The 25549-nt window shown below is 70.1% G+C and carries 17 protein-coding genes; 3 read left to right on the top strand and 14 right to left on the bottom strand.

Going from position 1 to position 25549, the window contains the following annotated elements:
• Positions 1 to 53: 53 nt before the first annotated feature.
• The 10 genes from OG900_08585 to acnA all read right to left on the bottom strand — a co-directional run bounded on the left by OG900_08585 (position 54) and on the right by acnA (position 14702).
• Positions 54 to 917: a thioredoxin domain-containing protein gene (locus OG900_08585; GenBank protein WUH90153.1), complete on the bottom strand. Its 864-nt coding sequence runs from the start codon at positions 915 to 917 to the stop codon at positions 54 to 56.
• A 114-nt stretch (positions 918 to 1031) separates the two neighbouring features.
• Positions 1032 to 2972: a 1-deoxy-D-xylulose-5-phosphate synthase gene (gene dxs, locus OG900_08590; GenBank protein WUH90154.1), complete on the bottom strand. Its 1941-nt coding sequence runs from the start codon at positions 2970 to 2972 to the stop codon at positions 1032 to 1034.
• 193 nt (positions 2973 to 3165) lie between these two features.
• On the bottom strand, positions 3166 to 4431 hold the full coding sequence (locus tag OG900_08595; GenBank protein WUH95679.1) for a sugar ABC transporter permease: 1266 nt from the start codon (positions 4429 to 4431) through the stop codon (positions 3166 to 3168).
• Between the two features lie 14 nt (positions 4432 to 4445).
• Positions 4446 to 5234 (bottom strand): ATP-binding cassette domain-containing protein, encoded by a 789-nt coding sequence (locus OG900_08600; protein ID WUH90155.1) that lies wholly within the window; start codon positions 5232 to 5234, stop codon positions 4446 to 4448.
• Positions 5235 to 5474: 240 nt separating this feature from the next.
• Complete coding sequence (locus tag OG900_08605) at positions 5475 to 6569, bottom strand: substrate-binding domain-containing protein (GenBank protein WUH90156.1); 1095 nt, start codon at positions 6567 to 6569, stop codon at positions 5475 to 5477.
• A 139-nt stretch (positions 6570 to 6708) separates the two neighbouring features.
• Complete coding sequence (locus OG900_08610) at positions 6709 to 7911, bottom strand: ROK family transcriptional regulator (protein WUH90157.1); 1203 nt, start codon at positions 7909 to 7911, stop codon at positions 6709 to 6711.
• Positions 7912 to 8204: 293 nt separating this feature from the next.
• Positions 8205 to 9128 (bottom strand): carbohydrate ABC transporter permease, encoded by a 924-nt coding sequence (locus tag OG900_08615; GenBank protein WUH90158.1) that lies wholly within the window; start codon positions 9126 to 9128, stop codon positions 8205 to 8207.
• Between the two features lie 10 nt (positions 9129 to 9138).
• Positions 9139 to 10065: a sugar ABC transporter permease gene (locus tag OG900_08620; protein ID WUH90159.1), complete on the bottom strand. Its 927-nt coding sequence runs from the start codon at positions 10063 to 10065 to the stop codon at positions 9139 to 9141.
• Between the two features lie 42 nt (positions 10066 to 10107).
• Complete coding sequence (gene ngcE / locus OG900_08625; GenBank protein WUH90160.1) at positions 10108 to 11529, bottom strand: N-acetylglucosamine/diacetylchitobiose ABC transporter substrate-binding protein; 1422 nt, start codon at positions 11527 to 11529, stop codon at positions 10108 to 10110.
• Between the two features lie 413 nt (positions 11530 to 11942).
• Complete coding sequence (gene acnA, locus OG900_08630; protein WUH90161.1) at positions 11943 to 14702, bottom strand: aconitate hydratase AcnA; 2760 nt, start codon at positions 14700 to 14702, stop codon at positions 11943 to 11945.
• 315 nt (positions 14703 to 15017) lie between these two features.
• Between acnA and OG900_08635 the strand changes: the two genes are divergently transcribed.
• The 3 genes from OG900_08635 to OG900_08645 all read left to right on the top strand — a co-directional run bounded on the left by OG900_08635 (position 15018) and on the right by OG900_08645 (position 18885).
• Positions 15018 to 16547: a UDP-N-acetylglucosamine 1-carboxyvinyltransferase gene (locus OG900_08635; GenBank protein WUH90162.1), complete on the top strand. Its 1530-nt coding sequence runs from the start codon at positions 15018 to 15020 to the stop codon at positions 16545 to 16547.
• A 320-nt stretch (positions 16548 to 16867) separates the two neighbouring features.
• The gene (locus OG900_08640; GenBank protein ID WUH90163.1) at positions 16868 to 17917 is read left to right on the top strand and encodes a family 2 encapsulin nanocompartment cargo protein terpene cyclase; all 1050 of its coding nucleotides are present in this window, start codon (positions 16868 to 16870) and stop codon (positions 17915 to 17917) included.
• A gap of 95 nt (positions 17918 to 18012) precedes the next feature.
• Positions 18013 to 18885, top strand: a complete 873-nt coding sequence (locus OG900_08645; protein ID WUH90164.1) for a class I SAM-dependent methyltransferase — start codon at positions 18013 to 18015, stop codon at positions 18883 to 18885.
• Positions 18886 to 18948: 63 nt separating this feature from the next.
• Here the strand turns inward: OG900_08645 and argF are convergent, their stop codons facing one another.
• From argF to OG900_08665, 4 genes are all read right to left on the bottom strand, one after another.
• The gene (gene argF, locus OG900_08650) at positions 18949 to 19962 is read right to left on the bottom strand and encodes an ornithine carbamoyltransferase (GenBank protein ID WUH90165.1); all 1014 of its coding nucleotides are present in this window, start codon (positions 19960 to 19962) and stop codon (positions 18949 to 18951) included.
• Positions 19963 to 20101: 139 nt separating this feature from the next.
• A complete protein-coding gene (locus OG900_08655) occupies positions 20102 to 21325 on the bottom strand; it encodes an arginine deiminase (protein WUH90166.1) in 1224 nt (407 codons plus the stop codon).
• Between the two features lie 88 nt (positions 21326 to 21413).
• A complete protein-coding gene (locus OG900_08660) occupies positions 21414 to 23987 on the bottom strand; it encodes a polynucleotide kinase-phosphatase (GenBank protein ID WUH90167.1) in 2574 nt (857 codons plus the stop codon).
• The gene (locus OG900_08665) at positions 23984 to 25459 is read right to left on the bottom strand and encodes a 3' terminal RNA ribose 2'-O-methyltransferase Hen1 (protein WUH90168.1); all 1476 of its coding nucleotides are present in this window, start codon (positions 25457 to 25459) and stop codon (positions 23984 to 23986) included. Before OG900_08665 ends, OG900_08660 begins: the two co-directional genes overlap by 4 nt.
• Positions 25460 to 25549: the final 90 nt, after the last annotated feature.

Raw genomic sequence — 25549 nt, forward strand, 5'->3', positions numbered from 1 at the left:
CGAAAAGGGGTGAATCGCCCGACCGCGGGGAACGGCGGGGAACCGAAGGGGCGTCAGCCGGCCAGCGCGGGGGTGTCCGTCGGAACGGCCTGGAGCGCGATGACCCGCTTGGCCTCCTTGAGGATCTGGGCGCGCAGCTTCGCCGGGGTCAGCGAGGTGTGGGTGTCCTTGACCACGACCCCGTTGACCTCCACGACCGGGACCGTGCCGAAGCCGGAGCCGGCGAAGTCCGCCTGCGACTTGTCCACCCAGCCCTCGTGGTCGAGCTGCTCGATGCACGGGTCGAAGCTGGCGGTCTTGATCTTGCCCGCCTTGGCGGCCAGCTTGCGCATCATCTTCTCGCTCGCCAGGCCGTCGTCCTTGGGGTCGCCCGGCTGGTTCTTCCACACCTCGCCGACGAAGGCGGAGAAGCGGCCCTGGTCCTGCGCGCAGGCCGCGGCGTTGGCCGCCACCAGGGCGCCGGAGCCGCCGTACTGCTTGTCGGAGGCGGTCACCAGGCGGTATTCGAAGGACACCTGACCGGTGGTGAGCAGCTGCTGGAAGGTCGCCTCGTACTCCTCGTGGAAGGCCTTGGAGTCGGGGCTGCGCAGGTCCTCGTAGACCGTGACGACGACCGGGACCGTCGGGTGCACCGGGATGGCGAGCTTGGGGCCCGCCGGGGCGGTGGGGCTGGGCGACGCGCCGTCCGCCGGGGGCGCCGTCGGCGGACGGGCCGCGGCGACCGCGCCGCTGGGCTCGGAGACCTTGGTGTCCTTGTTGCCGCGGACGTGGGCGCCGATCACCGCCGACACACCGAAGACCACGGCCATCGCCGTCACGCCGATCGCGTACGGGCGCAGCCGGTCGACAACGGACTTGCGCTTCTTCTTCGGGGCCGCCGAACCGCCCGGAGTGTCGGGTCCCTTGGACTCCGTCATTGCTACGCCACCTCGATCATCCGCACTGCTCTCGCGCATTTCTACCATCGGTCCCGGGAGCCCCGTCAACGGGGCTCCCGGGCCGCCGCGCAGCCCCCGGGGGGCGCGGCGCGGTCAGTCCTTGGCGAGCTCCGCGGCGCTGCCCGCGGCCGCGTCCGCGGCCTCCTCGCCGAACCGGCCGTCGATGGTGGCGAACACCCCGGTGACCTGGCGGGCGATGTCCGGCGCGGTCAGGCCGATGGCGGCCATGACGTCCTTGCGGGAGCCGTGCGCGAGGAATTGCGGCGGGATGCCGAAGTCGCGCAGCGGCACGTCCACCTCCGCGTCCCTCAGCGCCTGGGCGACGGCCGAGCCGACGCCGCCGACCCTGCCGTTGTCCTCGACGGTGACCACCAGGCGGTGCCGGGCGGCGAGGCCGGGCAGCGCGTCGTCCACCGGCTTGACCCAGCGCGGGTCGACCACGGTGCTGGTGATGCCCTGGGCGTCGAGCAGCGCGGCGATCTCCAGGCACATCGGGGCCAGCGCGCCCACCGAGACCAGCAGCACATCGGGCTGCCCGTCGCCGGCCGCCGCGCGCAGCACGTCCATGCCGCCGACCCGGCCGACCGCGGCGACCGCGGGGCCGACCGCGCCCTTGGAGTAGCGGACCACCGTGGGGGCGTCCTCGACCGCGACGGCCTCCCTCAGCTGCGCCCTGACCTGGTCGGCGTCCCGCGGGGCGGCGATCCGCAGGCCGGGCACGACCTGGAGGATCGACATGTCCCACATGCCGTTGTGCGAGGCGCCGTCGCTGCCGGTCACGCCGGCCCGGTCCAGGACGAAGGTGACACCGCACTTGTGCAGGGCGACGTCCATCAGCACCTGGTCGAAGGCCCGGTTGAGGAAGGTGGCGTACACCGCGAAGACCGGGTGCAGCCCGCCGGTGGCCAGGCCCGCGGCCGAGACGGCGCCGTGCTGCTCGGCGATGCCCACGTCGTAGACCCGGTCGGGGAAGGCGGCGGCGAACTTGGTCAGGCCCACCGGGTGCAGCATCGCGGCGGTGATGGCCACGATGTCGGGGCGCTCCTTGCCCAGCTCCAGCATCTCGTCGCCGAAGACCGAGGTCCAGTCGGCGCCGGCGGCGGCGATGGGCAGCCCGGTGTCGGGGTGGATCGGGCCGATGCCGTGGAAGCGGTCGGTCTCGTCGCGCTCGGCCGGGGTGTAGCCGCGGCCCTTCTCGGTGATGCAGTGCACGATCACCGGCCCGCCGAAGCGGCGGGCGCGCTGGAGGGCGGACTCCACGGCCTCGATGTCGTGGCCGTCGATCGGGCCGACGTACTTCAGGCCCAGGTCCTCGAACATCCCCTGCGGGGTGATGAAGTCCTTCAGGCCCTTCTTGGCGCCGTGCAGGGTCTCGTAGAGCGGGCGGCCGATGAGCGGGGTGCGCTCAAGGACCTCCTTGGTGCGGGCCAGGAACTGCTCGTAGCCGTCGGTGGTGCGCAGGGTCGCCAGGTGGTTCGCGAGGCCGCCGATCGTCGGCGAGTACGACCACTCGTTGTCGTTGACGACGATCACCAGCGGGCGGTCCTTGGCGGCCGCGATGTTGTTCAGCGCCTCCCAGGCCATGCCGCCGGTGAGCGCCCCGTCGCCGATGACGGCGACGACGTGGTCGTCGCGGTCCAGCAGCTCGTTGGCCTTGGCCAGGCCGTCGGCCCAGCCCAGCACGGTGGAGGCGTGGCTGTTCTCGATCACGTCGTGCTCGGACTCGGCGCGCGAGGGGTAGCCCGACAGGCCGCCGGTGCTCTTCAGCCGGGCGAAGTCCTGGCGCCCGGTGAGCAGTTTGTGCACGTAGGCCTGGTGGCCGGTGTCGAAGAGGATGCGGTCCGCGGGTGAGTGGAAGACCCGGTGCAGGGCGATCGTCAGTTCCACCACGCCGAGGTTGGGGCCGAGGTGCCCACCGGTCTTGGAGACCGCTTCGACGAGGAAGGAGCGGATCTCGCCGGCCAACTGCACGAGCTGCTGCTGGTCGAGCCGGTCGAGGTCCCGGGGTCCGTTGATACGGGTCAGCACTGCCACCCGTTCCTCCTTTGCCTGTCGCTCCCGGCCGATCTGGCCTTGGACGAGTCTAATGTTCCGGTTACCGACGCGTCGGCCGCCCCCTGCGATGCCCGGCACGGCGTTCCTGCCCTCTTCCCTCCGGCCCGCGCACGCCAAACCGCCGGCCGGTCCTGGGGGGCCCAGGTCCGACCGGCGGTCAGGGGTGTACGCGTTACGCGCGGCCGGAGCTGCGCTGGGTGCGGCGGGACACCGAGTCGACGACCACGGCGGCGAGCAGAACGGCGCCGGTGATCATGTACTGGATCGACTGGTCCATGTTCAGCAGGTCGAGACCGGTCTGGATGGACTGGATGACCAGCATGCCGAGCAGGGCGGACCAGACGTTGCCGCGACCGCCGAACAGGCTCGTACCGCCGATGACGGCGGCGGCGATGGCGAGCATCAGCAGGTTGCCGGTACCGGCCTGCAGGGTCGCGGTGTAGGTCTGGCCGGCCAGGAACAGGCCGCCGATGGCCGCGAAGCCGCCCGAGATGGCGAAGACGACGATGCGGATCAGAGCGACGTTGATACCGGCGCGGCGGGCGGCCTCGATGCTGCCGCCGACCGCGAAGACCTTGCGGCCGAAGGTGGTGCGACGCAGGACGAAGTCGCAGATCACCAGGGTGGCCAGGAAGATCACCAGCGCGTTGGGCACACCGGCGGACTTGTTGAGCACGTACGCGGCGACGTAGGCCACGACCGCCAGCGCGACGGTGCGGACCAGGATCTCGCCGGTGGGCCGGAAGGGCACGCCCGCGGACCGGCGGCGGCCCTGGTCGATCAGCGAGCCGATCAGCAGGGCGGCGACACCCAGGGTGGCCAGGATGTAGGCGCCGGCGATGCTCTGGTTCATGAAGAACGAGCGCTGGCCCAGGACGTGGAGCAGGCCCTTGTCCTGGATCGTGAGGCTGCCCGTGCCGCGCAGCAGCCACTGCATCAGACCGGTCCAGCCCAGGAAGCCCGCCAGGGTGACGACGAACGCCGGGACGCCGATCTTCGCGAAGAAGAAGCCGTGTATCGCGCCGATGGCGACACCGGTGAGTATGGTCAGCACGACCGCGACCCACGCGTTGATGTTGTGGGTGACGCTCAGGCTGGCGAAGACCGCCGCGGCCAGACCGCTGACCGAGGCGACCGACAGGTCGATCTCGCCGAGCAGCAGCACGAAGACCAGGCCGACAGCGAGCATGCCCGTACCGGCCATGAAGTAGCTGACGTTGACCATGTTCGCGGAGCTGAGGAACAGGCTGTCCTTCACCTGGAAGATGGTCCAGATGATCACCAGCGCGAGGATGACCGGCAGCGAGCCCAGCTCGCCGCCCTTCAACTTGCGCTTGAACTCGGTGAGGTAGCCCTTCAGGCCTTCCTCACGGACCAGCAGCCGGGGGTCCAGCGGCGCCACGGCCGGCGGCGGCACCTCGTCCAGCGGCTGTCGCATCGTGGTCTTGTCGCTCACTGGGTCGCCTCCGCGTTGCGCGCCAGCCGGCGGGTCACGGCGTTGTCCGTGGCTCCGGTGATCGCAGCGATGATCTGTTCGTTGGTCGTGCCCTTGACCGGGAAGGCACCGTTGTTCTTGCCGAGGCGCAGCACGTGGACGGTGTCCGCCACGGCCGTGACGTCGGCCATGTTGTGGCTGATGAGGATGACGCCGAGACGGCGCTCCCGCAGGCGCTCGACCAGGTCGAGGACCTGGGCGGTCTGCTCGACGCCGAGGGCGGCGGTCGGCTCGTCGAGGATGACGACCTTGGGCTCGCCGATGAGTGCGCGGGCGATGGCCACCACCTGGCGCTGGCCGCCGGAGAGGCTGGCGATCGGGATCCTGACGCTGGGTATGCGGATCGACAGCGTGTTCAGAAGTTCGCGGGAGCGCTTTTCCATCGTGACCTCGTCGAGGCTGCCGTAACGCAGCAGCTCCCGGCCGAGGTAGAGATTACCGACAACATCGAGGTTGTCGCACAGCGCGAGGTCCTGGTAGACGGTCGCGATACCGAGACCCTGGGCGTCCTGCGGCCGGTTGATGTGCACCGGCCGGCCTTCCCACTCGATAACGCCTTCGTCGACGGGGTGAACGCCGGCGATGGTCTTGACCAGAGTCGACTTGCCGGCTCCGTTGTCACCGACCAGGGCGACAACTTCTCCGGCGTGGACCTCCAACTCGACATCGGTGAGGGCCTGGACCGCACCGAATCGCTTGGAGACTCCGCGCAACGCCAGCACGGGCGTAGCGGACACGTGAACCATCTCCTTCGCCGCCTGACCGGCGGGGATGCCGCGTGCTGAAGTGAACAGCCGCGGAGGGAGTGCAAAAGCACAGGATTACAAAGTGAACGGGGAAGGGGTAGTACCCCCACCCCGAATCATGCACGCAAGCGTTTCCGTCCGGCACCCCGCCCCTAGCGGGGTGTTTTTTCGGGGTGGGGCGCCGGACAGGCTTGCGGTCGCGGGTCGGGCCGGCGGGCCGGTCCCGGCCGCGGGTTCGGACTAGGAGATGCCGGCGGCGGCGCAGGCCGCGGCGAAGTCCGACGTGCAGATCTGGTCCTTGGTGTACAGGTTGTCCTTCACGACCGTGTCCTTGATGTTGGCCTTGGTCACGGAGAAGGCCGGCAGGAGCTTGGACGGGATCGAGGCGCCGCCGAGCTGCTTGGCCGTGGTGTCGGCCACGCTCTTGAAGTCCTTGCCGTTCAGCAGGTCCACCGCGATCTCGGCGGTGGCGTCGGCCTCGGGCTGGTAGGGCTTGTAGATCGAGCTGGTCTGCGTGCCGGCGAGCAGCCGCTGCACACCCGCGAGTTCCGCGTCCTGGCCCGTCAGCGGCGGGTTGATGCCCGCGCCCTTGAGGGCGGTCGCGACACCGCCGGCCATGCCGTCGTTCGCGGAGTAGACGCCGGCGATGTTGTTCTTGCCGAGCTGGGTGATCGCGGCGGACATCTTCTGCGCGGCGACGGTGTCCTTCCACAGGCCGGACTGCTCGTAAGCGATCTTGACCTTGCCGTCCAGCACCTTGTGGGCGCCGGCCTTGAACATGGCGGCGTTCGGGTCGGCCGGGTCACCGTTGATCATGACAACGTTGGCAGACGGCGTAGCCTTCGGGCCCATGGCGTCGAGCAGGGCCTGGCCCTGGAGCTCGCCGATCTTCTCGTTGTCGTAGGACACGTAGGCGGAGATCGGACCCTCGGCGAGGCGGTCGTACGCGACGACCTTGATGCCCTTGTCGACGGCGGCCTGGACGGAGGACTTGATGCCGGTCGAGTCCTGGGCGTCCAGGATGATGACCTTGACGCCCTTGGCGATCATGCTGCTGACCTGCTGCGCCTGCTTGGCCGGGTCACCGGCCGCGTTGTCGTACTGCACGTTGCAGTCCGGGCACAGCTCGTTGATCTTCTTCTCGATCAGCGGCTTGTCGAACTTCTCGTACCGGGTGGTCGCGTTCTCCGGCAGCAGCAGGCCGATGGACTTGTTCTTGCTGTCGCTGCTGCTGCTGGAGCCCTTGTCGTCACCGGCCTTACCGCAGGCGGCCATGGTGAGCGCGATCGAAACAGCTGCCGTCCCGATGACGATTCGACGCGTCATTGCGTTCATGTGAAGTTGCCTCCCTGACAGGGCCGCAACACCGCGGCCGAGGTGCTGGTGAGTCAACTCCGGCTGACACCCTGTCGTCAAGAAGTAAACACTTAACGAGATGGCAACGGCGCGTTTCGTTAGCAGTGTGAACGCTCAGTTATGCCGAAAAGGCCGGGGTGTCGACTGGTTGATTCCCGTCCAAAAGGGTCGAATCGCCCATCTCGCTCAGAACCAGGGCAAGTGCGCCCAGAACCTCCGCGCGAGCACCGAGCGCGCCGGGCACCACGGAGAGCCGCTGGGCCGCGCTGGGGATCGCGTAGCGGGACACCGACTCCCTTATCGGGCCGAGCACCAGCTCCCCCGCCTCCGCCAGGTCGCCGCCGAGCACGATGCGGCTGGGGTTGAGCAGGTTGCACAAACTGGCCACTCCCATGCCGATGTGCCGCCCGACGTCGCCGGTCACCCGGCGGCAGCCGGGGTCGCCCTCGCGGGCCAGCTGCACCATGCGCGGCACGGTCAGGCCGTCGCCGTGGCTGCCCCGCAGCAGCTCAAGCACGTAGCGGGCAGCGGTGAAGGTCTCCAGGCAGCCGCGGTTGCCGCAGCGGCAGACCGGCCCCGACTCGTCCAGCGTGATGTGACCGATCTCGCCTGCCGTGCCCCCCGGGCCGCGGTAGATCCGGCCGTCTATGACCAGGCCGGCGCCGACTCCGCTGGCCACCTTGATGTAGGCCAGGTCCTTGACCCCGCGGCCGCCGCCCCACACCAGCTCGCCGAGCGCGCCGAGGTTGGCGTCGTTGTCCACCTGGACCGGGACGCCGAGCCGGTCGGACATCTCCTGGCGCGGATTGATGCCGCTCCAGCCCGGCAGGATCGCGGTCGAGCCGAGCGCGCCGGACTCCACGTCGATCGGCCCGGGGACCCCGAGGCCGACGCCGAGCACCTTCTGCTTGCTGATCCCGGTGGACTCCACGAGGCGGGCCACCAGCTGCTCGGCCCGGTCGAAGCCCTGCGAGGCCGACGCGTCCACGTCGATCGGCTCGGACTGCTCGGCCAGCACCTGGTGGGCCAGGTTGCCGACGGCGACCCGCAGGTGGGAGTGGCCGAAATCGACCCCGACCACGATGCCCGCGTCTCCGGACAGCGCCACGCTGCGCGCCCGCCGACCCCCCGAGGAGGTCGGCGTGACCTGCACCGTTCCGTTGTCCCGCAGCTCGCGTACGATGTTGGACACGGTCGCGGCCGACAGACCGGTGCTGCGCGCGATCTCCGCCTGGGTGAGCGATCCGGCCAGCCTTACGGCGCGCACCACGCGTTCCAGATTGGCCCGGTGCAGTGACGACTGCGATCCCGGAGTCTCCACGACATCCACTCCTGCCCGGCAGGCGGCCCGTGTCCGCTTGCCCGCACGGGACGGGGCCGAGCCCGGATGCAGATGCAGCACACCAGCGAGACCCCGTCGTCTACAACATGTGAACTCTAAGTTGAGTGTTTGGGGTGATGTCCCGTCAAGGGGGAGAACCACACCGTTATGCGAATCGGCTCGGGGAACGCCGAGCGGCGGCTCCGCGGGAAGCGGAGCCGCCGGGGGTCGGCCGGCCTGTCACAAGGGGGTCCACGGGGACCCGGGGGCGGCTGCCGGAGCCTGCGGGCGCGCTACTTGAGGGCCCCCGCGGTGAGTCCGGCCTGCACCTGGCGCTGGAAGACGATGTAGACGGCCAGCACCGGGAGCATGGCGATGGACAGGCCCGCGAAGAGTCCGCCCCAGTCGCCCTGGTAACCCTGCTGCACCGCGAGGTCGGCCAGCCCCTGGGTGAGGACCCACTTGTCGGTGTCGCCCTGGTTCAGCACCAGCGGCAGCAGGTACTGGTTCCACTGCCCGAGCACGTTGAAGATCCCGATGCTGATGATGCCGGGCTTGGCCATCGGCACCATGATCTGGAAGAACGTCCTGGTATGGGACGCGCCGTCCACCAGTGCCGCCTCCGCCACCGAGGTCGGCAGGGTGCGGAAGAAGGACGTCATGAAGAAGACGGTGAAGGGCAGCGAGTAGGCGATGTAGACCAGGATCAGCCCCGGCAGGGTGTTGATGATGCCGAGGTTGGTGGTGACGAAGAACAGCGGCACCAGCACCATGACCACCGGGAAGGCCATGCCTCCCACGAAGAGGAAGTAGATCAGCCGGTTGCCGGGGAATTCGAAGCGGGCCAGCACGTAGGCCGCCATCGAGCCGAACAGCATGGTCCCGACGGTCGAGAAGCCGACCACGATGATCGTGTTGATGAAGTACTGGCCCATGTTCGCCTTCGTCCAGGCGTGGGACCAGTTCTCGAAGTGCAGGTGGGTCGGCAGCGACAGCGGGTGGCTGAGGATGTCGCCTGAACTCTTGAAGGAGCTCCAGAGCGCCCACAGCAGCGGCAGGCCCACCATCAGCGCCCACACGGCCAGGAAGACATGGCTGAAGGCGTTCAGCACGCCGCCCTCGCTGCGCCGCCATTTCCAGCGGGCCGCGTCGGAGGCGGGCGAGCCGGACTTGTGGGGCGCGGAGCCGGGGGCCCCGTCGATCGTGTCGGTTGTCATCGGGGCACCCCTAGAACTCGATACGCTCGCGGCGCGACAGCCGCAGCGTCAGTACGGCGAACACCAGCGTCACGAGCAGCATGGCGACACCCATGGCCGCCGCCAGGCCGTACTGGCTGTTGTCACGGAAGGCCGTCTTGAACAGCAGCAGCGGCACGACGTCGGTCTTCTCGTTCGGACCGCCGTTGTTGACCGACATCAGCTGCACGTAGGCGAAGGCGTCCATGGCGATGATGCCCATGTAGACCCAGCCGGTGGCGACGGTGTCGGACAGCAGCGGCAGGGTGACCCGGAAGAAGGTGGTCGTCCGGTTGGCGCCGTCCAGCAGCGAGGCCTCGTAGATCTCCGTCGGGATGGAGGACATGCCCGCCGAGAAGAGCACCACGTAGAAGCCGACGTTCGCCCAGACCATCACCGCCATGATGCAGGCCAGCGCCAGTTTCGGGTCGCCGAGCCAGGACTGGGTCTGCGAGCCGAGCCCGATCCCGTGCAGCACGACGTTGAGGACGCCCTCCTCGGGGTCCGGGTTGTAGATCTGCTGCCACAGGATGGCGATCACCGCGACGGAGAGCACCTGCGGGAAGAAGAAGATGATTTTGTAGGCGCCTGATCCCCTGACGCCGGCGACCGACGCGCTGCCTTTGCGCCGGCCGCCGACATTGAGCATGAAAGCGAAGAACAGACCGAGCGCCAGCGTCACGACCGGCACGATCAGCAGCAGCAGGACGTTGTGCCACAGCGACTGCCAGAAGAGGTGGTTGTGAATGATCTTCCGGTAGTTGTCGAACCCGATGTAGTGCTTGTCGGGGGTGAGTCCGGTCCAGTCCGTCAACGAGATCTGGAAGTCCTGCACGAAGGGTGAGATCACAAGGACCCCGTACAGCGCCAGGGGAATCGCCAGAAATCCGATGATGAACCGGTACTTGCCGTGTCGCATGTCGCCGGTCGCTCTCGTCTCAGCCGTTAGGGGAATGACCTGTCAGAGGTGCTTGAACTTGGGCACGGACGAGTCCTTCTTGGTGGCGTCGGAGGCCTTCTGGGCGCCCTCGATCCACTTGGCGGCGGTGATCTGCCCGGTGAGCAGCTGCGCCGTCAGGTTGCCGATCGTCTCCTGGTTGAGCTTGACGTACCAGTCCTGGATGCGGGCGTTCAGCACGTTCGCACCCGCCGCCTTGAGCGCGACGCTCGCGGAGGCCAGGCCCGGGGTGAGGGTCAGGCCCTCGGCGGAACCGGCGACGCAGGTGAGGGACTTGATGGTGTTGGTGAAGTTGTCCGTCTGCTTCTTGGCGAGCATGATGCGCAGCAGCTCCATGCCGCCGGCCGGGTTCTTGCCGTTGGCGGCCACGATGAAGGGCTCGCCGGCGGCCGCGTAGAGCGTGCCGTAGGGCAGCTTGTCGCTGTCGCCGCCGCCGACCAGCGGGCCGACCGCCAGGTCGAAGTCCTTGGGCATGGTCGGGGCGGCCTCGTTCTCCACCCACGAGCCGTCGGCCACCAGGGCCGCCTTGCCCTTGGTCCAGTCGGTCTGCATCTGGATGTGCGTCTTGCCCTCGGAGCCGGCCAGGAAGTACTTCTTGGCGGCCAGCTCCTCGTAGTAGCCCACGACCTGCTTGACCGCGTCGACCTGGAAGGCGCCGTCCTCCAGGTCGTCGATGGCGTTGAGCACGTCCTTGCCGCCGACCTTGCCGATCTGGGCGAAGAGGTCGAAGTGCACGTAGTACGGGTACTTGCCCGGGTAGGTGAACAGCGCGACACCGGCGGCCTTGGCCTTGGCGCCGAGCGCGATCATCTCGTCGAAGGTCTTGGGGTACGTCCAGCCCTTGGCCTGGAAGAGCTTGTTGGAGTACCAGCTGCCGTAGACGGTGAAGGCGTAGTTGAGCGCGTACATCGCCTGCGAGCCGTACTGGCCCTGCTCGACGGTGCCGGCGATCAGGACGTCGCGGACCTTCTTGGCCGGGTCGTCGATGGTCGGGGCGTCCAGCAGCGGCGTCAGGTCGAGCAGCTTGCCCTCCTTGGCGAGGGCCGCGGTGTCGAGGTTGTCGGCGCCGGAGTTGTCCATGAAGTCCGGCGGCGTGTTGTTCGCGAAGCGCGGCTGCAGCTTCGGGCCGATGGCCTGCGTGCCGGTGTGCTTGACGGTGGTGCCGTAGGTCGTGTTGTACGCGGACTCGGCGGCCTTGATGTAGTCGTCGCCGAAACCGCCCTTGAAGACGAATGCCTCAAGCGGCGCGCCGTTCTTGACACCCAGCGGGTTGCTGGCCGACTTGGTGCCGGTCGCCACCGGCTTGTTCTTGTCCCCACCACTGGACGTGGCACATGCCGACAGCAGCGAAGCCGACGGAATCGCCACCACGCCGATCGCCATTGCCCGCTTGATTGCATCGCGCCGGTTGAACTCGGATCCCATGCTCAAGTCCTCGCCTTCTCCAGGACTCATGCGGTGCAGCGGAATCCGCCGACGCCCGCGAACAGTTGAAGCTTGAGTGATGCCGTGCATCCAGTGAGGCAGGGAACGATATCCGACGACCGGCGGTGCCACCCCGCCGATTGACCCGCCTGACCCCGCGCTCCAGCAGGTTCCCTGGACGCGCACAGGTATAGTCCACTTCTCTCCGACAGGGCAAGATCAAGAGCGCGTTTGGTCGGCAAGCTTTCCCGAGTTGAGACCTGTCCGAAATGCGGGACGGCAAAACCGCAGGTCAGAGCAACCCCTACGAGCCGATGGCGGACGATCGGCGGATTGGCTTCCGCAAATGGGACGGACCGCGCCTCCCCGGCGGGGAGACGCGGTCCGCGCTACTCGTGAGTAAGTCCGCTCGGCTACTGCCGGATGAGCGACCTCAGCACGTACTGCATGATGCCGCCATTGCGGTAATAGTCCGCTTCGCCGGGGGTGTCGATTCGGACCACCGCGTCGAACTCCACACCGGTGTCGGTGGTGACCTTCACCGTGCTCGGAGTCGAGCCGTCGTTGAGCGCGGTGACACCCGTGAAGGAGTACGCCTCCTCGCCCGTGAGGCCCAGCGTGGCCGCCGTGGCGCCCTCCGGGTACTGCAGCGGCAGCACCCCCATGCCGATCAGGTTGGAGCGGTGGATGCGCTCGTAGGACTCCGCGATGACCGCCTTGACGCCGAGCAGCGCGGTGCCCTTGGCGGCCCAGTCGCGCGACGAGCCCGAGCCGTACTCCTTGCCCGCCAGGACGACCAGCGGGGTGCCCTGCTCGATGTAGTTGCGCGAGGCGTCGTAGATGAACGCCACCGGCCCGTCCGGCTGGGTGAAGTCGCGCGTGAAGCCGCCCTCGGTGCCGGGGGCGATCTGGTTGCGCAGCCGGATGTTGGCGAACGTGCCGCGGATCATGACCTCGTGGTTGCCGCGGCGCGAGCCGTAGCTGTTGAAGTCGCGGCGCTCCACGCCGTGCTCGGTCAGGTACTGGCCGGCCGGGGTGTCGGCCTTGATCGCGCCGGCCGGCGAGATGTGGTCGGTGGTGACCGAGTCGCCGAGCTTGGCGAGCACCCGGGCGCCGCTGATGTCGGTGACCGGCTCCGGGTCCGTGCCCATGCCCTCGAAATACGGGGGCTTGCGGACGTAGGTGGACTGCGGGTCCCACTCGAAGGTGTTGCCGGTCGGGATCGACAGCGCCTGCCACTGGGCGTCGCCGGCGAAGACGTCGCTGTAGGAGCTGCGGAACATGTCCTCGCCGATCGCGGACGCGACCACGTCGTTGACCTCGGCCTCGGTCGGCCAGATGTCGTCGAGGTGGACCGGCTTGCCGTCCCGGTCGGTGCCCAGCGCGTCCCGGGTGATGTCCACCTTCATCGAGCCCGCGATGGCGTACGCGACGACCAGCGGCGGCGACGCCAGGTAGTTCATCTTGACGTCCGGGTTGATCCGGCCCTCGAAGTTGCGGTTGCCCGACAGCACCGCGGCGACCGCCAGGTCGGCCGTGTTGACCGCCTGGGAGACCTCCTCCGGCAGCGGCCCGGAATTGCCGATGCAGGTGGTGCAGCCGTAGCCGACGAGGTTGAAGCCGAGCTTGTCCAGGTACGGGGTCAGGCCGGCCTTGTCGAAGTAGTCGGTGACGACCTTCGAGCCGGGGGCCAGCGTGGTCTTGACCCAGGGCTTGCGGGTCAGGCCCTTCTCGACCGCCTTCTTGGCCACCAGCGCGGCGGCCACCATCACGTAGGGGTTCGAGGTGTTCGTGCAGGACGTGATGGCGGCGACCGTCACGGCGCCGTGGTCGATCTCGTAGGTGCTGCCGTCCTCGGCGGTGACCAGGGTCGGCTTGGTCGGCACCCCTCCCCCAGGGCCTGCGGCCTGGGAGGTGCCCCCAGGCCCTGTCGGGGAGTCCGAGGCCGGGAAGGACTCCTTGCCCGCCTCCTCGTCGTCGGTCACGTAGTTGCGCACGTCGACGGCGAACTGCTCGGCGGCCCGCGCCAGCACGATCCGGTCCTGCGGGCGCTTGGGCCCGGCGATGGACGGGACCACCGTGGACAGGTCCAGCTCCAGCTTCTCGGAGTAGTCCGGCTCGGCGGCCGGGTCCAGCCACAGGCCCTGCTCCTTGGCGTACGCCTCGACGAGCGCCACCTGCTGCTCGGAGCGGCCGGTCAGCTTCAGGTAGTTGATGGTCTCTGCATCGATCGGGAAGATCGCGGCGGTCGAGCCGAACTCCGGCGACATGTTGCCGATCGTGGCGCGGTTGGCCAGCGACGTGGCGCCGACGCCCTCGCCGTAGAATTCCACGAACTTGCCGACGACCCCGTGCTTGCGGAGCATCTCGGTGATGGTGAGCACCAGGTCGGTGGCGGTGGTGCCGGTGGGCAGCTCGCCGGTCAGCTTGAAGCCGACCACCCGCGGGATCAGCATGGAGACCGGCTGGCCGAGCATCGCGGCCTCGGCCTCGATGCCGCCGACGCCCCAGCCGAGCACACCGAGGCCGTTGACCATCGTGGTGTGCGAGTCGGTGCCGACCAGGGTGTCGGGGTAGGCCTGGCCGTTCCTGACCATGACCGTGCGGGCCAGGTGCTCGATGTTCACCTGGTGAACGATTCCGGTGCCGGGCGGGACGACCTTGAATTCGTCGAAGGCGGTCTGGCCCCAGCGCAGGAACTGGTAGCGCTCCTTGTTGCGGCCGTACTCCAGCTCGACATTCTGCGCGAACGAGTCGGGGGTGCCGAAGCGGTCGGCGATCACCGAGTGGTCGATGACCAGCTCGGCCGGCGCCAGCGGGTTGATACGGGCCGGGTCGCCGCCCAGCTCCTTCACGGCCTCGCGCATGGTGGCCAGGTCCACCACGCACGGCACGCCGGTGAAGTCCTGCATGATCACCCGGGCCGGCGTGAACTGGATCTCCTGGCTGGGCTGCGCCTGCGAGTCCCAGCCGCCGACCGCGCTGATGTGCCCGGCCGTGATGTTCGCACCGTCCTCGGTGCGGAGCAGGTTCTCCAGCAGCACCTTCAGGCTGTAGGGCAGCCGGGCGGAGCCCTCCACCTTGTCCAGCCGGAAAATCTCGTACGACTCGTCGCCCACCTGCAGTGTGCTGCGGGCGTCGAAGCTGTTCGCCGACACGGCAGTCTCCTTCATGCGTCGTCCTGCGTCCTTGCGCGCGCATCCCCGCGGCGGCGCTGCCAGCGCTGTCGCGGTACGCCTCGGCAGATATCTCGATGTCGAGATAACTCTAGTACATGACGGCGGAAGGTTCATGTGCGGCCGCCGCGTCCTTCCCGCCGGTGTGACGTATGTGGCGGGGGTTGCGCGACGGGCCACAGTCGGTACGGTGAAAGCGGTCCGCTCAGCCGTCCGGGGCGCGCGGTATCGGCCGTCCGGGTCAACCCGGCAGAGGCCACGAATGGCGGTACCCGCGTTGCCTGATCTCATATATGAGATAGGGTCACCGATATGACCGACGACTACCTCGCACGTATCGGCAGGCTCATCAGGGACGCCCGGCAGCATCGCGGCTGGACACAGACCCACCTCGCGGACGCGCTCGGCACCAGCCAGAGCGCGGTGAACCGCATCGAGCGGGGCAATCAGAACATCAGCCTTGAGATGATCGCCAGAATCGGCGAGGCCCTCGACAGCGAGATCGTCTCGCTCGGCTATTCGGGCCCCATGCACCTGCGGGTGGTCGGCGGCCGCCGGCTGTCCGGCGCCATAGACGTCAAGACGAGCAAGAACGCCTGCGTCGCCCTGCTGTGCGCGACGCTGCTGAACGCAGGACGCACCACCCTGCGCCGGGTCGCCAGGATCGAGGAGGTCTACCGCATCCTCGAAGTGCTCGGCAGCATCGGGGTGCGCACCCGGTGGATCAACGACGGCAACGACCTGGAGATCGTCCCGCCCGCCACGCTCGACCTGGCCGCGATGGACACCGAGGCCGCCCGCCGCACCCGCAGCGTGATCATGTTCCTCGGCCCGCTGCTGCACAGGACCGACCGCTTCAGGATTCCGTACGCCGGCGGCTGCGACCTCGGCACCCGAACGGTCCAGCCGCACATGAACGCGCTGCGGCACTTCGGCCTCGACGTCACCGCCACCGACGGCTCCTACCACGCCGAGGTGACCGGCGGTATCGCCCCGCACCGCCCGATCGTGCTGACCGAGCGCGGCGACACCGTGACCGAGAACGCGCTGCTGGCCGCCGCCCGCTACGAGGGCGTCACCGTCATCCGGAATGCCAGCTCCAACTACATGGTCCAGGACCTGTGCTTCTTCCTCGAAGAGCTGGGCGTCAAGGTCGAGGGCATCGGCACCACCACGCTGACCGTGCACGGCGTGGCGCACATCGACAGGGACGTCGACTACGCGCCCTCCGAGGACCCGGTCGAGGCGATGAGCCTGCTGGCCGCGGCCGTGGTCACCGAGTCCGAGCTGACCATCCGCCGGGCGCCGATCGAATTCCTGGAGATCGAGCTCGCGGTCCTGGAGGAGATGGGCCTGGACTTCGAACTGACCCCGGAATACCGCGCGGACAACGGCCGCACCCGGCTGGTGGACCTCACCGTCCGCCCGTCCAAGCTGCGTTCGCCGATCGACAAGATCCACCCGATGCCCTTCCCCGGCCTGAACATCGACAACGTGCCCTTCTTCGCGGCCATCGCCGCGACCGCCCAGGGCTCGACCCTCATCCACGACTGGGTCTACGACAACCGCGCGATCTACCTCACCGAGCTGACCCGGCTCGGCGCGGCCGTCAAACTCCTCGACCCGCACCGGATCATGGTGGAGGGCCCGACCCGCTGGCGCGCCTCGGAGATGATGTGCCCGCCGGCGCTGCGCCCCGCGGTGGTCATCCTGCTGGCCATGATGGCGGCCGAGGGCACCTCGGTGCTGCGCAACGTCTACGTCATCAACCGCGGCTACGAGGACCTGGCGGAGCGGCTGAACACGATCGGCGCGCAGATCGAGATCTTCCGCGACATCTGACCGGCGGAGGGCAGCGGTGGGGCGCGCGGGACATCGCGCCCCCCACCGCTGCCTCATGTGGAGGTTTGGCACCGCCAGTGCGCGAAGCGCCCCCTTTCGCGCCATACCGGGCCCGCGTGCCCGCTGGTTGGCTTGGAGTCGCGGTCGGGGCGCCCTGCCATGGGGGGGCGCCCGGGCCGCGTACCTGTGTCCATCCGCCGGGAGGAAAACGTGTCCACACCGGAAGGCGCCCTCGCGTCGGTGACCGGAGATCCGGTCCCCGGCGCGGCCGGGATCCCGGAGAACGTCCGGATCGGCCGCGCGGCCCAGTGGAGTACGCCGTGAGCGCTCCCGTGAACGCCGGCGCACCGCGCCGGCTGCCCGGCCCGCCGCAACTCGCCCGCCCCCGTCGCGGCGGAGCGATCCCCGGGCTCAGATACCGGCCCGCCGTCCCGGCGGACCCGGAGAAGGTCAAGGAGGTCGACCGCAGGCTGGAGGCCTGGGCGCGGGATCTCGACCTCTTCCCGCCGGCCTGGAGGGGGGACTTCACCGGCTTCCAGTTCGGCAGGGCCGTGGTGCTCCAGCACCCGCGCGCCGCCGACCTGGACCGGGTGACCGTGGCCGGCGAGCTGCTGCTCGCCGAGAACCTGGTCGACAGCTGCTACTGCGAGGAGGACGAGGGCCGCGGCGGATCGCACCGCGGGCTCGGCGGCCCGCTGATCATGGCCCAGTCGGCGATCGACCCCTTCCACGGCACACCGGAGCTGGAGGCCGAGTGGCGGCAGGGCGTGCAGGCCGACGGCCCGCTGCGCTCCTACCACTGGGCGATGAGGGACTACGCCGGCTTCGCCACCCCCAGCCAGACCGACCGCTTCGTGCACGACATGGCCCGCCTGCACCAGGGCTACCTCGCCGAGGCCGCCTGGGCGGAGACGCGGTACGCCCCCAAGGTGTGGGAATACCTGGTCATGCGGCAGTTCAACAACTTCCGCCCGTGCCTGTCGCTCGTCGACGCGATCGACGGCTACGAGCTGCCCGAGCAGGTATACGCCCGCCCCGAGATCCAGCGGATCACGGCGCTGGCCTGCAACGCGACCACCATCGTCAACGACCTCTACTCCTTCGCCAAGGAGATGGCGAGCGACCCCGACCATCTCAACCTGCCGCAGGTGGTGGCCGCCAACGAGGGGCGCGGCCTGAAGGCCGGCTACCTGCGGAGCGTCGAGATCCACAACGAGGTCATGGCGGCCTTCGAGGAGGAGGCGGCGGCCCTGTCGGCGGCCTCGCCCGTCGTGGAGCGCTACGCCCTGGGCCTGTCCGACTGGGTGGCCGGCAACCACGAATGGCACGCGACCAACAGCCACCGCTACTTCCTGCCCAACTACTGGTGACCCCGCGCATTCCCGCGCGCCCCCGCGTCCCCGCGACGCATCCGCGACGACCAGCAGCACAGCACCCGTACCAGCACACGCACGAGGAGCCACCGTTGGCCATCCCCCAGTCCGGCGCCACTGTTTCGCTGCCCGCCCAGTCCACCTACCAGAGCCGCGTCGCGGACTACTGGAACGCCGAGCAGAACCCGGTCAACCTCGAACTCGGCGGGATCGACGACCTGTACCACCACCACTACGGCGTCGGCGACGTCAAATGGTCCGTACTCGACGAGACCGATCCCGCGCGGCGGGCCGAGCGGGTCACCGCGGAGCTGCACCGGCTGGAGCAGGCCCAGGCCGAACTGCTCGCCTCGCACCTCGGGCCGCTCTCCCCCGCCGACCGGGTCTTCGACGCCGGATGCGGCCGCGGCGGCGGCAGCGTGGTGGCGCACCAGCGCTACGACTGCCACGCCGACGGAGTGACGCTCTCCACCAAGCAGGCGGCCTTCGCCAACGGCCAGGCGCGCGCCCGGGGCATCGACGGCAAGGTGCGCTACCACCACCGCAACATGCTGGACACCGGCTTCTCCACGGGCGCGTACGCGGCGTCCTGGAACAACGAGTCGACCATGTACGTCGAGCTGGACCTGCTGTTCGCCGAGCACTCCCGGCTGCTGCGCCGCGGCGGACGCTACGTCGTGGTCACCGGCTGCTACAACGACACCTACGGGCAGGCCTCCCGCGAGGTGTCGCTGATCAACGCCCACTACATCTGCGACATCCACCCGCGGTCCGAATACTTCCGCGCCATGGCCCGGCACCGCCTCGTCCCGGTCCACGTCGAGGACCTCACGCAGGCCACCATCCCGTACTGGGAGCTGCGCAAGACCGCGGAGCACCTGGTCACCGGGATCGAGGACACGTTCCTGACGGCGTACAAGAACGGCAGTTTCCAGTATCTGCTGATCGTGGCCGACCGGGTCTGAGCCGCCCGGTCCCGGCAGCGGTCCGGCCCGGCACCGGGGGCGCCCCGGTGCCGGGCCGGCACCTCACGCCAGTGTCGACACCAGGACGGCCTTGATGGTGTGCATACGGTTCTCGGCCTGGTCGAAGACGACGGAGTGAGCCGACTCGAAGACCTCGTCGGTGACCTCCAGCTCGCTCAGGCCGTACTGGTCGTGGATCAGCCGGCCGACCTCCGTGCCGAGGTCGTGGTAGGCGGGCAGGCAGTGCAGGAACTTCACGCCGGGCTTGCCGGTGGCCCGCAGCACGTCCATCGTGACCGCGTACGGCGCGAGCGCGGCGATCCGCTCGGCCCACACCTCCTTCGGCTCGCCCATCGAGACCCAGACGTCGGTCACCACGAAGTCGCAGCCCAGGACGCCTTCCGCGATGTCCTCGGTGAGCCGGACCTCGGCGCCGGTGGCTTCGGCGAGCTTGCGGGCGCGGGCGACGACGTCCTCGCCCGGCCAGTACGCGCGCGGCGCGACGATCCGCACGTCGAGGCCGAGCAGGGCGCCGGTGATGAGATAGGAATTGCCCATGTTGAACCGGGCGTCGCCGAGGTAGGCGAAGGCCACCCCGCCCGAGCCGAGGCCCGCGGCGCCGCCGCTGGTGTGCTCGGCCATGGTGAGCACGTCGGCGAGCATCTGGGTGGGGTGCCAGTCGTCGGTGAGCCCGTTGTAGACCGGCACCCCGGCGTGCAGCGCCAGCTCCTCGACGGCGGTCTGGCTGGCGCCGCGGTATTCGATGGCGTCGAACATCCGGCCCAGCACCCGGGCGGTGTCCTTGACCGACTCCTTGTGCCCGATCTGCGAACCCGCCGGGTCCAGATACGTGGTGGTGGCGCCCTGGTCGGCCGCGGCGACCTCGAAGGCGCAGCGGGTCCTGGTGGAGGTCTTCTCGAAGATCAGCGCGATGTTGCGGCCCCGCAGCCGCGGCTCCTCCGCACCGGCCCGCTTGGCGGCCTTGAGATCGGCGGCCAGCTCCACCAGGCCGAGGAACTCCTCGGGCGTGAAGTCCAGCTCCTTGACGAAGTGGCGGCCCTTGAGATCGACGGCCATGCGGGGACTCCTCGGTCGGTGGTTCATCGGCAACCGTGGAAGTCTATACGAGGATAGGCATTCTTATACAGCCCCTTCTCCGGCTCCCCCGCCACTGCCGCACGGTCCCTGCTAACGGCATTCCCGGCAGCGGCGCAGCTCACACCGGGTCGCGCTCGATCGGGCAGCTCATACAGCGCGGCCCGCCGCGCCCCCGGCCCAGCTCGCTCCCCGGAATCTCGATCACCTCGATGCCGCGCTTGCGCAGGAAGGTGTTGGTGGTCGCGTTGCGCTCGTAGGCCACCACCACACCGGGCTCCACCGCCAGCACGTTGCAGCCGTCGTCCCACTGCTCCCGCTCGGCCGCGTGCACGTCCTGCGTCGCGGTCAGCACCTTCACCGAGTCCAGGCCGAGCGCCGCCGCGATGGCCCGGTGCATGTGCTCGGGCGCGTGGTCGGTGACCTTCAGCTCGCCGACCTCCGAGCCGGGTTCGATGGTGTACGACGGCAGCATGCCCAGGCCCGCGTACTGCGTGAACGTGTCGCCGTCGACCATCGTCATCACCGTGTCCAGGTGCATGAACGCACGCCGCTTCGGCATGTCGAGCGCCACGATGGTCCGCGCGGAACCCGCCGCGAACATCCCGCGGGCCAGCATCTCCACCGCCTGCGGGGTGGTCCGCTCGCTCATCCCGATCAGCACCGCGCCCGCCCCGATCACCAGCACGTCACCGCCCTCGATCGTCGAGGGGTAGGCGCTCTGGCCCTCCGACCAGATGTGGAAGCCGCCGTCCGCGAACAGCGGGTGGTGCCGGTAGATCGCCTCGAAGTGCACGGTCTCGCGCCGGCGGGCGGGCCAGCGCATCGCGTTGATGCTGACCCCGTCGTAGACCCAGGCCGAGGTGTCCCGGGTGAAGATGTGGTTCGGCAGCGGCGCCAGCAGGAAGTCGTCCAGGTCCATGGCGTGGAAGCGGACCGAGACCGGCTCCGCGAAGCGGTCGAGGAACTCGCGCTTGGTCATCCCGCCGACCAGCGCCTCGGTCAGCTCCGCCGGGGCCAGCCGGTCGAACGCCTCCCGCAGCGGCCCGGTGGCCAGCGGCCCGTACTCCTTCTCGTCGAAGACCCGGTCGAGCACGAGCGCCTTCGCGGCGGGCGACTCCAGCGACTCGGTCAGCAGGTCACCGAACAGGTGCACCTCGACCCCGCGGTCCCGCAGCACGTCGGCGAAGCCGTCGTGCTCCGCGCGGGCCCTGCGCACCCACAGGACGTCGTCGAACAGCAGCGCGTCCTTGTTCGTCGGCGTCAGCCGCTTCAGCTCCAGATCGGGCCGGTGCAGGATGACGCGGCGCAGCCGCCCGGTCTCGGAGTCCACGTGAAATCCCATGAAAGCAGAGCTTCCCACGTGCGATGCCATATATCCCGTGTGCGACCCCCGCCGGGCCCAGGGCGGCTGGGCCCGGCGGGGGCCGGGCCTACAGGCGGGGGTCCACCGGCTCGGACTCGAGGGCCAGGACGGCGAAGACGGCCTCATGGACACGCCACAGGGGTGCGCCCGAGGCACGGCGGTCGAGGGCTTCGAGGCCGAGCGCGTACTCCCGCAGCGCGAGCGAGCGCTTGTGGCCCAGCGCACGCCGGCGGAGGCGGGCGAGGTGGGCCGGGCGGGTGTATTCGGCGCCGTAGATGATGCGCAGATACTCGCGGCCGCGGCACTTGACGCCCGGCTGCACGAGGCCGCCCTTGGGATCGCGGGCCAGCGCTTCGAGCGGCTTGACGACCATGCCCTCGCCGCCGGCCCCGGTCAGGTCGAGCCACCACTGCGTACCGGCCGCGACCGACGCCTCGTCCCCGGTGTCGACGAGCAGCCGCCGGGTGGTGCGCAGCAGCCCGGTCGGGTCGGCGTCGACCAGCCGGTCGATGAGCGCGAGCTGCCGGTCCTGCGACAGCTCGCCCGCGAGGTTGCGGTCGCGGACGGCGAGCAGCTGGAAGGGGGCGAGGTGGACCCCTTCCAGGCCGTCGGTCGTCCAGCAGTAGCGGCGGTAGGCGTCGGTGAAGGCCTGCGCGTCGGCGGCCCGCTCGTGCTGCCTGGCCAGCAGCTCGCCGACGTCCGCCCCGCGGTCCGCCGCGGCGCGGAGCGCGGCGACGGCCGGCGGGAAGGCGGCACCGGCGGCGGCGCCGACCGCCGCGTACTGCTTGCGCAGCAGCCCGGACGCCTTGAGCGACCACGGCAGCAGCTCGGCGTCGAGCAGCAGCCAGTCGGTGTCCAGCTCGTCCCACAGCCCCGCCGCGGTGGCGGCGGTCCGCACCCGGTCGAGCACCGCCTCCGTGACGGCCGGGTCGTCGAAGAACGGCCGGCCGGTGCGGGTGTGCAGCGTCCCGGTGACCCCCGGGGCGGCGCCGAACCGCTCGGCGGCGGCCGCCTCGTCGCGGCAGACCAGAGCGACCGCGCGGGAGCCCATGTGCTTCTCCTCGCACACCACCTGCCGCACCCCGTCGGCCCGGTAGGAGGCGAAGGCCTCCGCGGGGTGTTCGAGGTAGCCGTCCTCCGTGGAGGTGGTGCAGGGCGCCATCGTCGGCGGCAGGTAGCCCAGCAGCCGCGGGTCGACCGCGAAGCGGCTCATCACCTCAAGGGCCGCCGCCGCGTTCTGCTCGCGCACCGCGAGGCGTCCCATCAGGGTCGTCTCGACGACCCTGCGCCCCGCGACGTCGTCCAGGTCGAGCGGGCGCCCCTCGCGGCCGCCGGGCGCGTCGGACAGCAGCGGCTTGACCGGCTCGTACCAGACCTGCTCGGCCGGCACATCCACGATCTCGCGCTCGGGCCAGCGCAGGGCGGTCAGCCGGCCGCCGAAGACGGCGCCGGTGTCGAGGCAGAGGGTGTTGTTGATCCAGGACGTGGCGGGCACGGGCGTGTGGCCGTAGACGACGGCGGCGCTGCCGCGGTAGTCCTCGGCCCACGGGTAGCGGACGGGCAGGCCGAACTCGTCGGTCTCGCCGGTGGTGTCGCCGTAGAGCGCGTGCGAGCGGACCCGTCCTGAGGTGCGGCCGTGGTATTTCTCCGGCAGGCCCGCGTGGCAGACCACCAGCCGGCCGCCGTCCAGGACGTAGTGGCTGATCAGGCCGCCGATGAAGTCGGCGACCCGGCCGCGGAAGTCCGGGTCGCGCTCGTCCTCGCGGGCGAACTGCTCCAGCGTCTCGGCCAGGCCGTGGGTGGGCTGGACGCGGCGGCCCTTGAGGTGCCGGCCCAGCTTGTTCTCGTGGTTGCCGGACACGCACAGGGCGGTGCCCGCCTCGACCATGCCCATGACGCGGCGCAGCACGCCGGGGCTGTCCGGGCCGCGGTCGACCAGGTCGCCGACGAAGACCGCGGTGCGGCCGGCCGGGTGCCGGCCGTCGTCGTAGCCGAGCTCGGCGAGCAGCGTCTCCAGCTCGGACGCGCAGCCGTGGACGTCGCCGATGATGTCGAACGGCCCGGTGAGGTGCCGCAGGTTGTTGTAGGCCCGCTCGCCGACGATACGGGCGGCGTCGATCTCCGCGGTGCCGCGCAGGACGTGGACCTTGCGGAAGCCCTCGCGCTCCAGGCCGCGCAGCGAGCGGCGCAGCTCGCGCTGGTGCCGCGCGATGACATGCCGGGGCATGCCCGCCCGGTCGGAGCGTGCCGCGTTGCGCTCGGCGCACACCTGCTCGGGCACGTCGAGCACGATGGCGATGGGCAGCACGTCGTGGTCCCTGGCCAGCTTCACCAGGTGACTGCGGCTCTCCGGCTGCACGTTGGTGGCGTCCACCACGGTCAGCCGACCCGCCGCGAGCCGCTTGCCCGCGATGTAGTGCAGCACGTCGAAGGCGTCGCCGGTAGCGCTCTGGTCGTTCTCGTCGTCGCTGACCAGGCCGCGGCAGAAGTCCGAGGAGATCACCTCGGTGGGCTTGAAGTGCCGGGCCGCGAAGGTGGACTTGCCCGAGCCGGTGGCGCCGATCAGCACCACCAGGGACATCTCGGTGACGCCGAGGGTGCGGGGCGCGGCGGTGGCGCCGTCACGGTCGTCGCCGGTCATGCCGCGTCCTCCTTCTTCTTCTCGTGGTTGTCGGTGCCGGTGAAGTGTGCGAGCTGGGTGGGCGGGCCCACCTCGGGGTCGTCGGGGCCGACGGGCCGGAATTCCACGGCGTAGCCGTAGCGGTCGGCCACCGCCCCGGCCCAGTCGCGGAATTCCCGCCGGGTCCACTCGAAGCGGTGGTCGGCGTGCCGGCGGTGACCGGCCGGCAGCGTCTCCCAGCGCACGTTGTACTCGACGTTCGGCGTCGTCACGATCACCGTCCGCGGGCGGGCGGCGCCGAAGACGGCGTATTCGAGCGCGGGCAGCCGCGGCGGGTCCAGATGCTCGACGACCTCGCTGAGCACCGCCGCGTCATAGCCCTTGAGCCGCTTGTCGGTGTACGCCAGCGACCCCTGGAGCAGCGTGAGGCGGGAGGACTGCCGCTCGCCCATGCGGTCCAGGCGCAGCCGGCGGGCGGCCATCTCCAGTGCGCGCACCGAGACGTCGACGCCGACGATCTCGGTGAAGCGCGGCTCCTTGAGCAGCGCGGCCACCAACTGGCCCTGGCCGCAGCCCAGGTCCAGCACCCGGGTGGCGCCGGCCGCGCGCAGCCCGGCGAGGATCGCCTCGCGGCGCTGCACCGCCAGCGGCGCCGGGCGCTCCTGCGAGCCGTCCGGCTGCTCGGCCTCGACGGCGTTGTCGATCTCCTCGACCTCCACGCCGTCGGCGTCGGCCAGCCGCACCAGTTCAAGGCGCTCGTCGGCCTCCCGGGTGAGCGACCAGCGGCGGGCCAGATAGCGCCGGGTGATCAGCTGCTGCTCGGGGTGCCCGGCGAGCCAGCCCTCCCCGAACCGCAGCAGCTTGTCCACCTCGTCGGCCGAGACCCAGTAGTGCTTCGCGTCGTCCAGCACCGGCAGCAGCACGTAGAGGTGCCGCAGCGCGTCGGACAGCCGCAGCTCGCCTTCGAGCACCAGCCGTACGTACCGCGAGTCGCCCCACTCGGGGAAGTGGTCGTCCAGCGGCACCGGTTCCGCGGCCACCTGCCAGCCCAGCGGCTCGAACAGCCGGGCCACCAGCGCGGGTCCGCCGCGTGCGGGCAGCGCGGGCACCTCGACCCGCAGCGGCAGCGGCGCGGCGGCCCGCTCGGGCAGCGCGCGGCACTCGCCGCGCAGCGCGCTGGCGAAGACCGTCCGCAGCGCCACCGCGAGCAGCGACGACGCGGCGTACGGCCGGTCGTTCACGTACTGCGCCAGCGCCGCGTCCGGCGCCCCGCCCCTGCCCTTGCCCCGCCCGCGCCGCACGAGCGCCGGCGGATCGACTTCGAGCAGCAGCGCGGCCGTGCAGCGCTCGTCACCCGCCTCGGGGTAGAAGACGTGCGCGTCACCGTAGGAGGTGGCGAAGACCTGGGCCCTGCCCGGGTGCTTGTGCAGCAGATACCCGAGGTCCGTCGCCGGCCCCGCGGCACTGCCCGTGGTGGAGATCGTCAGAAACACCCGACCGAGTATCCCCGCCGCCCCACCCCCTGCCCAGGTGTTTTCCCCGGGGCCGGGGCGTCCGGGGGTGCCGGGCAGGTACCGCCGGCC

The sequence above is a fragment of the Streptomyces sp. NBC_00433 genome (assembly GCA_036015235.1).
Taxonomy (GTDB): domain Bacteria; phylum Actinomycetota; class Actinomycetes; order Streptomycetales; family Streptomycetaceae; genus Actinacidiphila.

Coding starts and splice junctions, on each gene's coding strand:
- OG900_08585 (WUH90153.1), bottom strand. CDS start 917: ATGACGGAGTCCAAGGGACCCGACACTCCGGGCGGTTCGGCGGCCCCG.
- OG900_08595 (WUH95679.1), bottom strand. CDS start 4,431: ATGCGACAGCCGCTGGACGAGGTGCCGCCGCCGGCCGTGGCGCCGCTG.
- OG900_08600 (WUH90155.1), bottom strand. CDS start 5,234: ATGGTTCACGTGTCCGCTACGCCCGTGCTGGCGTTGCGCGGAGTCTCC.
- OG900_08605 (WUH90156.1), bottom strand. CDS start 6,569: ATGAACGCAATGACGCGTCGAATCGTCATCGGGACGGCAGCTGTTTCG.
- OG900_08615 (WUH90158.1), bottom strand. CDS start 9,128: ATGACAACCGACACGATCGACGGGGCCCCCGGCTCCGCGCCCCACAAG.
- OG900_08620 (WUH90159.1), bottom strand. CDS start 10,065: ATGCGACACGGCAAGTACCGGTTCATCATCGGATTTCTGGCGATTCCC.
- ngcE (WUH90160.1), bottom strand. CDS start 11,529: ATGGGATCCGAGTTCAACCGGCGCGATGCAATCAAGCGGGCAATGGCG.
- acnA (WUH90161.1), bottom strand. CDS start 14,702: ATGAAGGAGACTGCCGTGTCGGCGAACAGCTTCGACGCCCGCAGCACA.
- OG900_08635 (WUH90162.1), top strand. CDS start 15,018: ATGACCGACGACTACCTCGCACGTATCGGCAGGCTCATCAGGGACGCC.
- argF (WUH90165.1), bottom strand. CDS start 19,962: ATGGCCGTCGATCTCAAGGGCCGCCACTTCGTCAAGGAGCTGGACTTC.
- OG900_08655 (WUH90166.1), bottom strand. CDS start 21,325: ATGGGATTTCACGTGGACTCCGAGACCGGGCGGCTGCGCCGCGTCATC.
- OG900_08660 (WUH90167.1), bottom strand. CDS start 23,987: ATGACCGGCGACGACCGTGACGGCGCCACCGCCGCGCCCCGCACCCTC.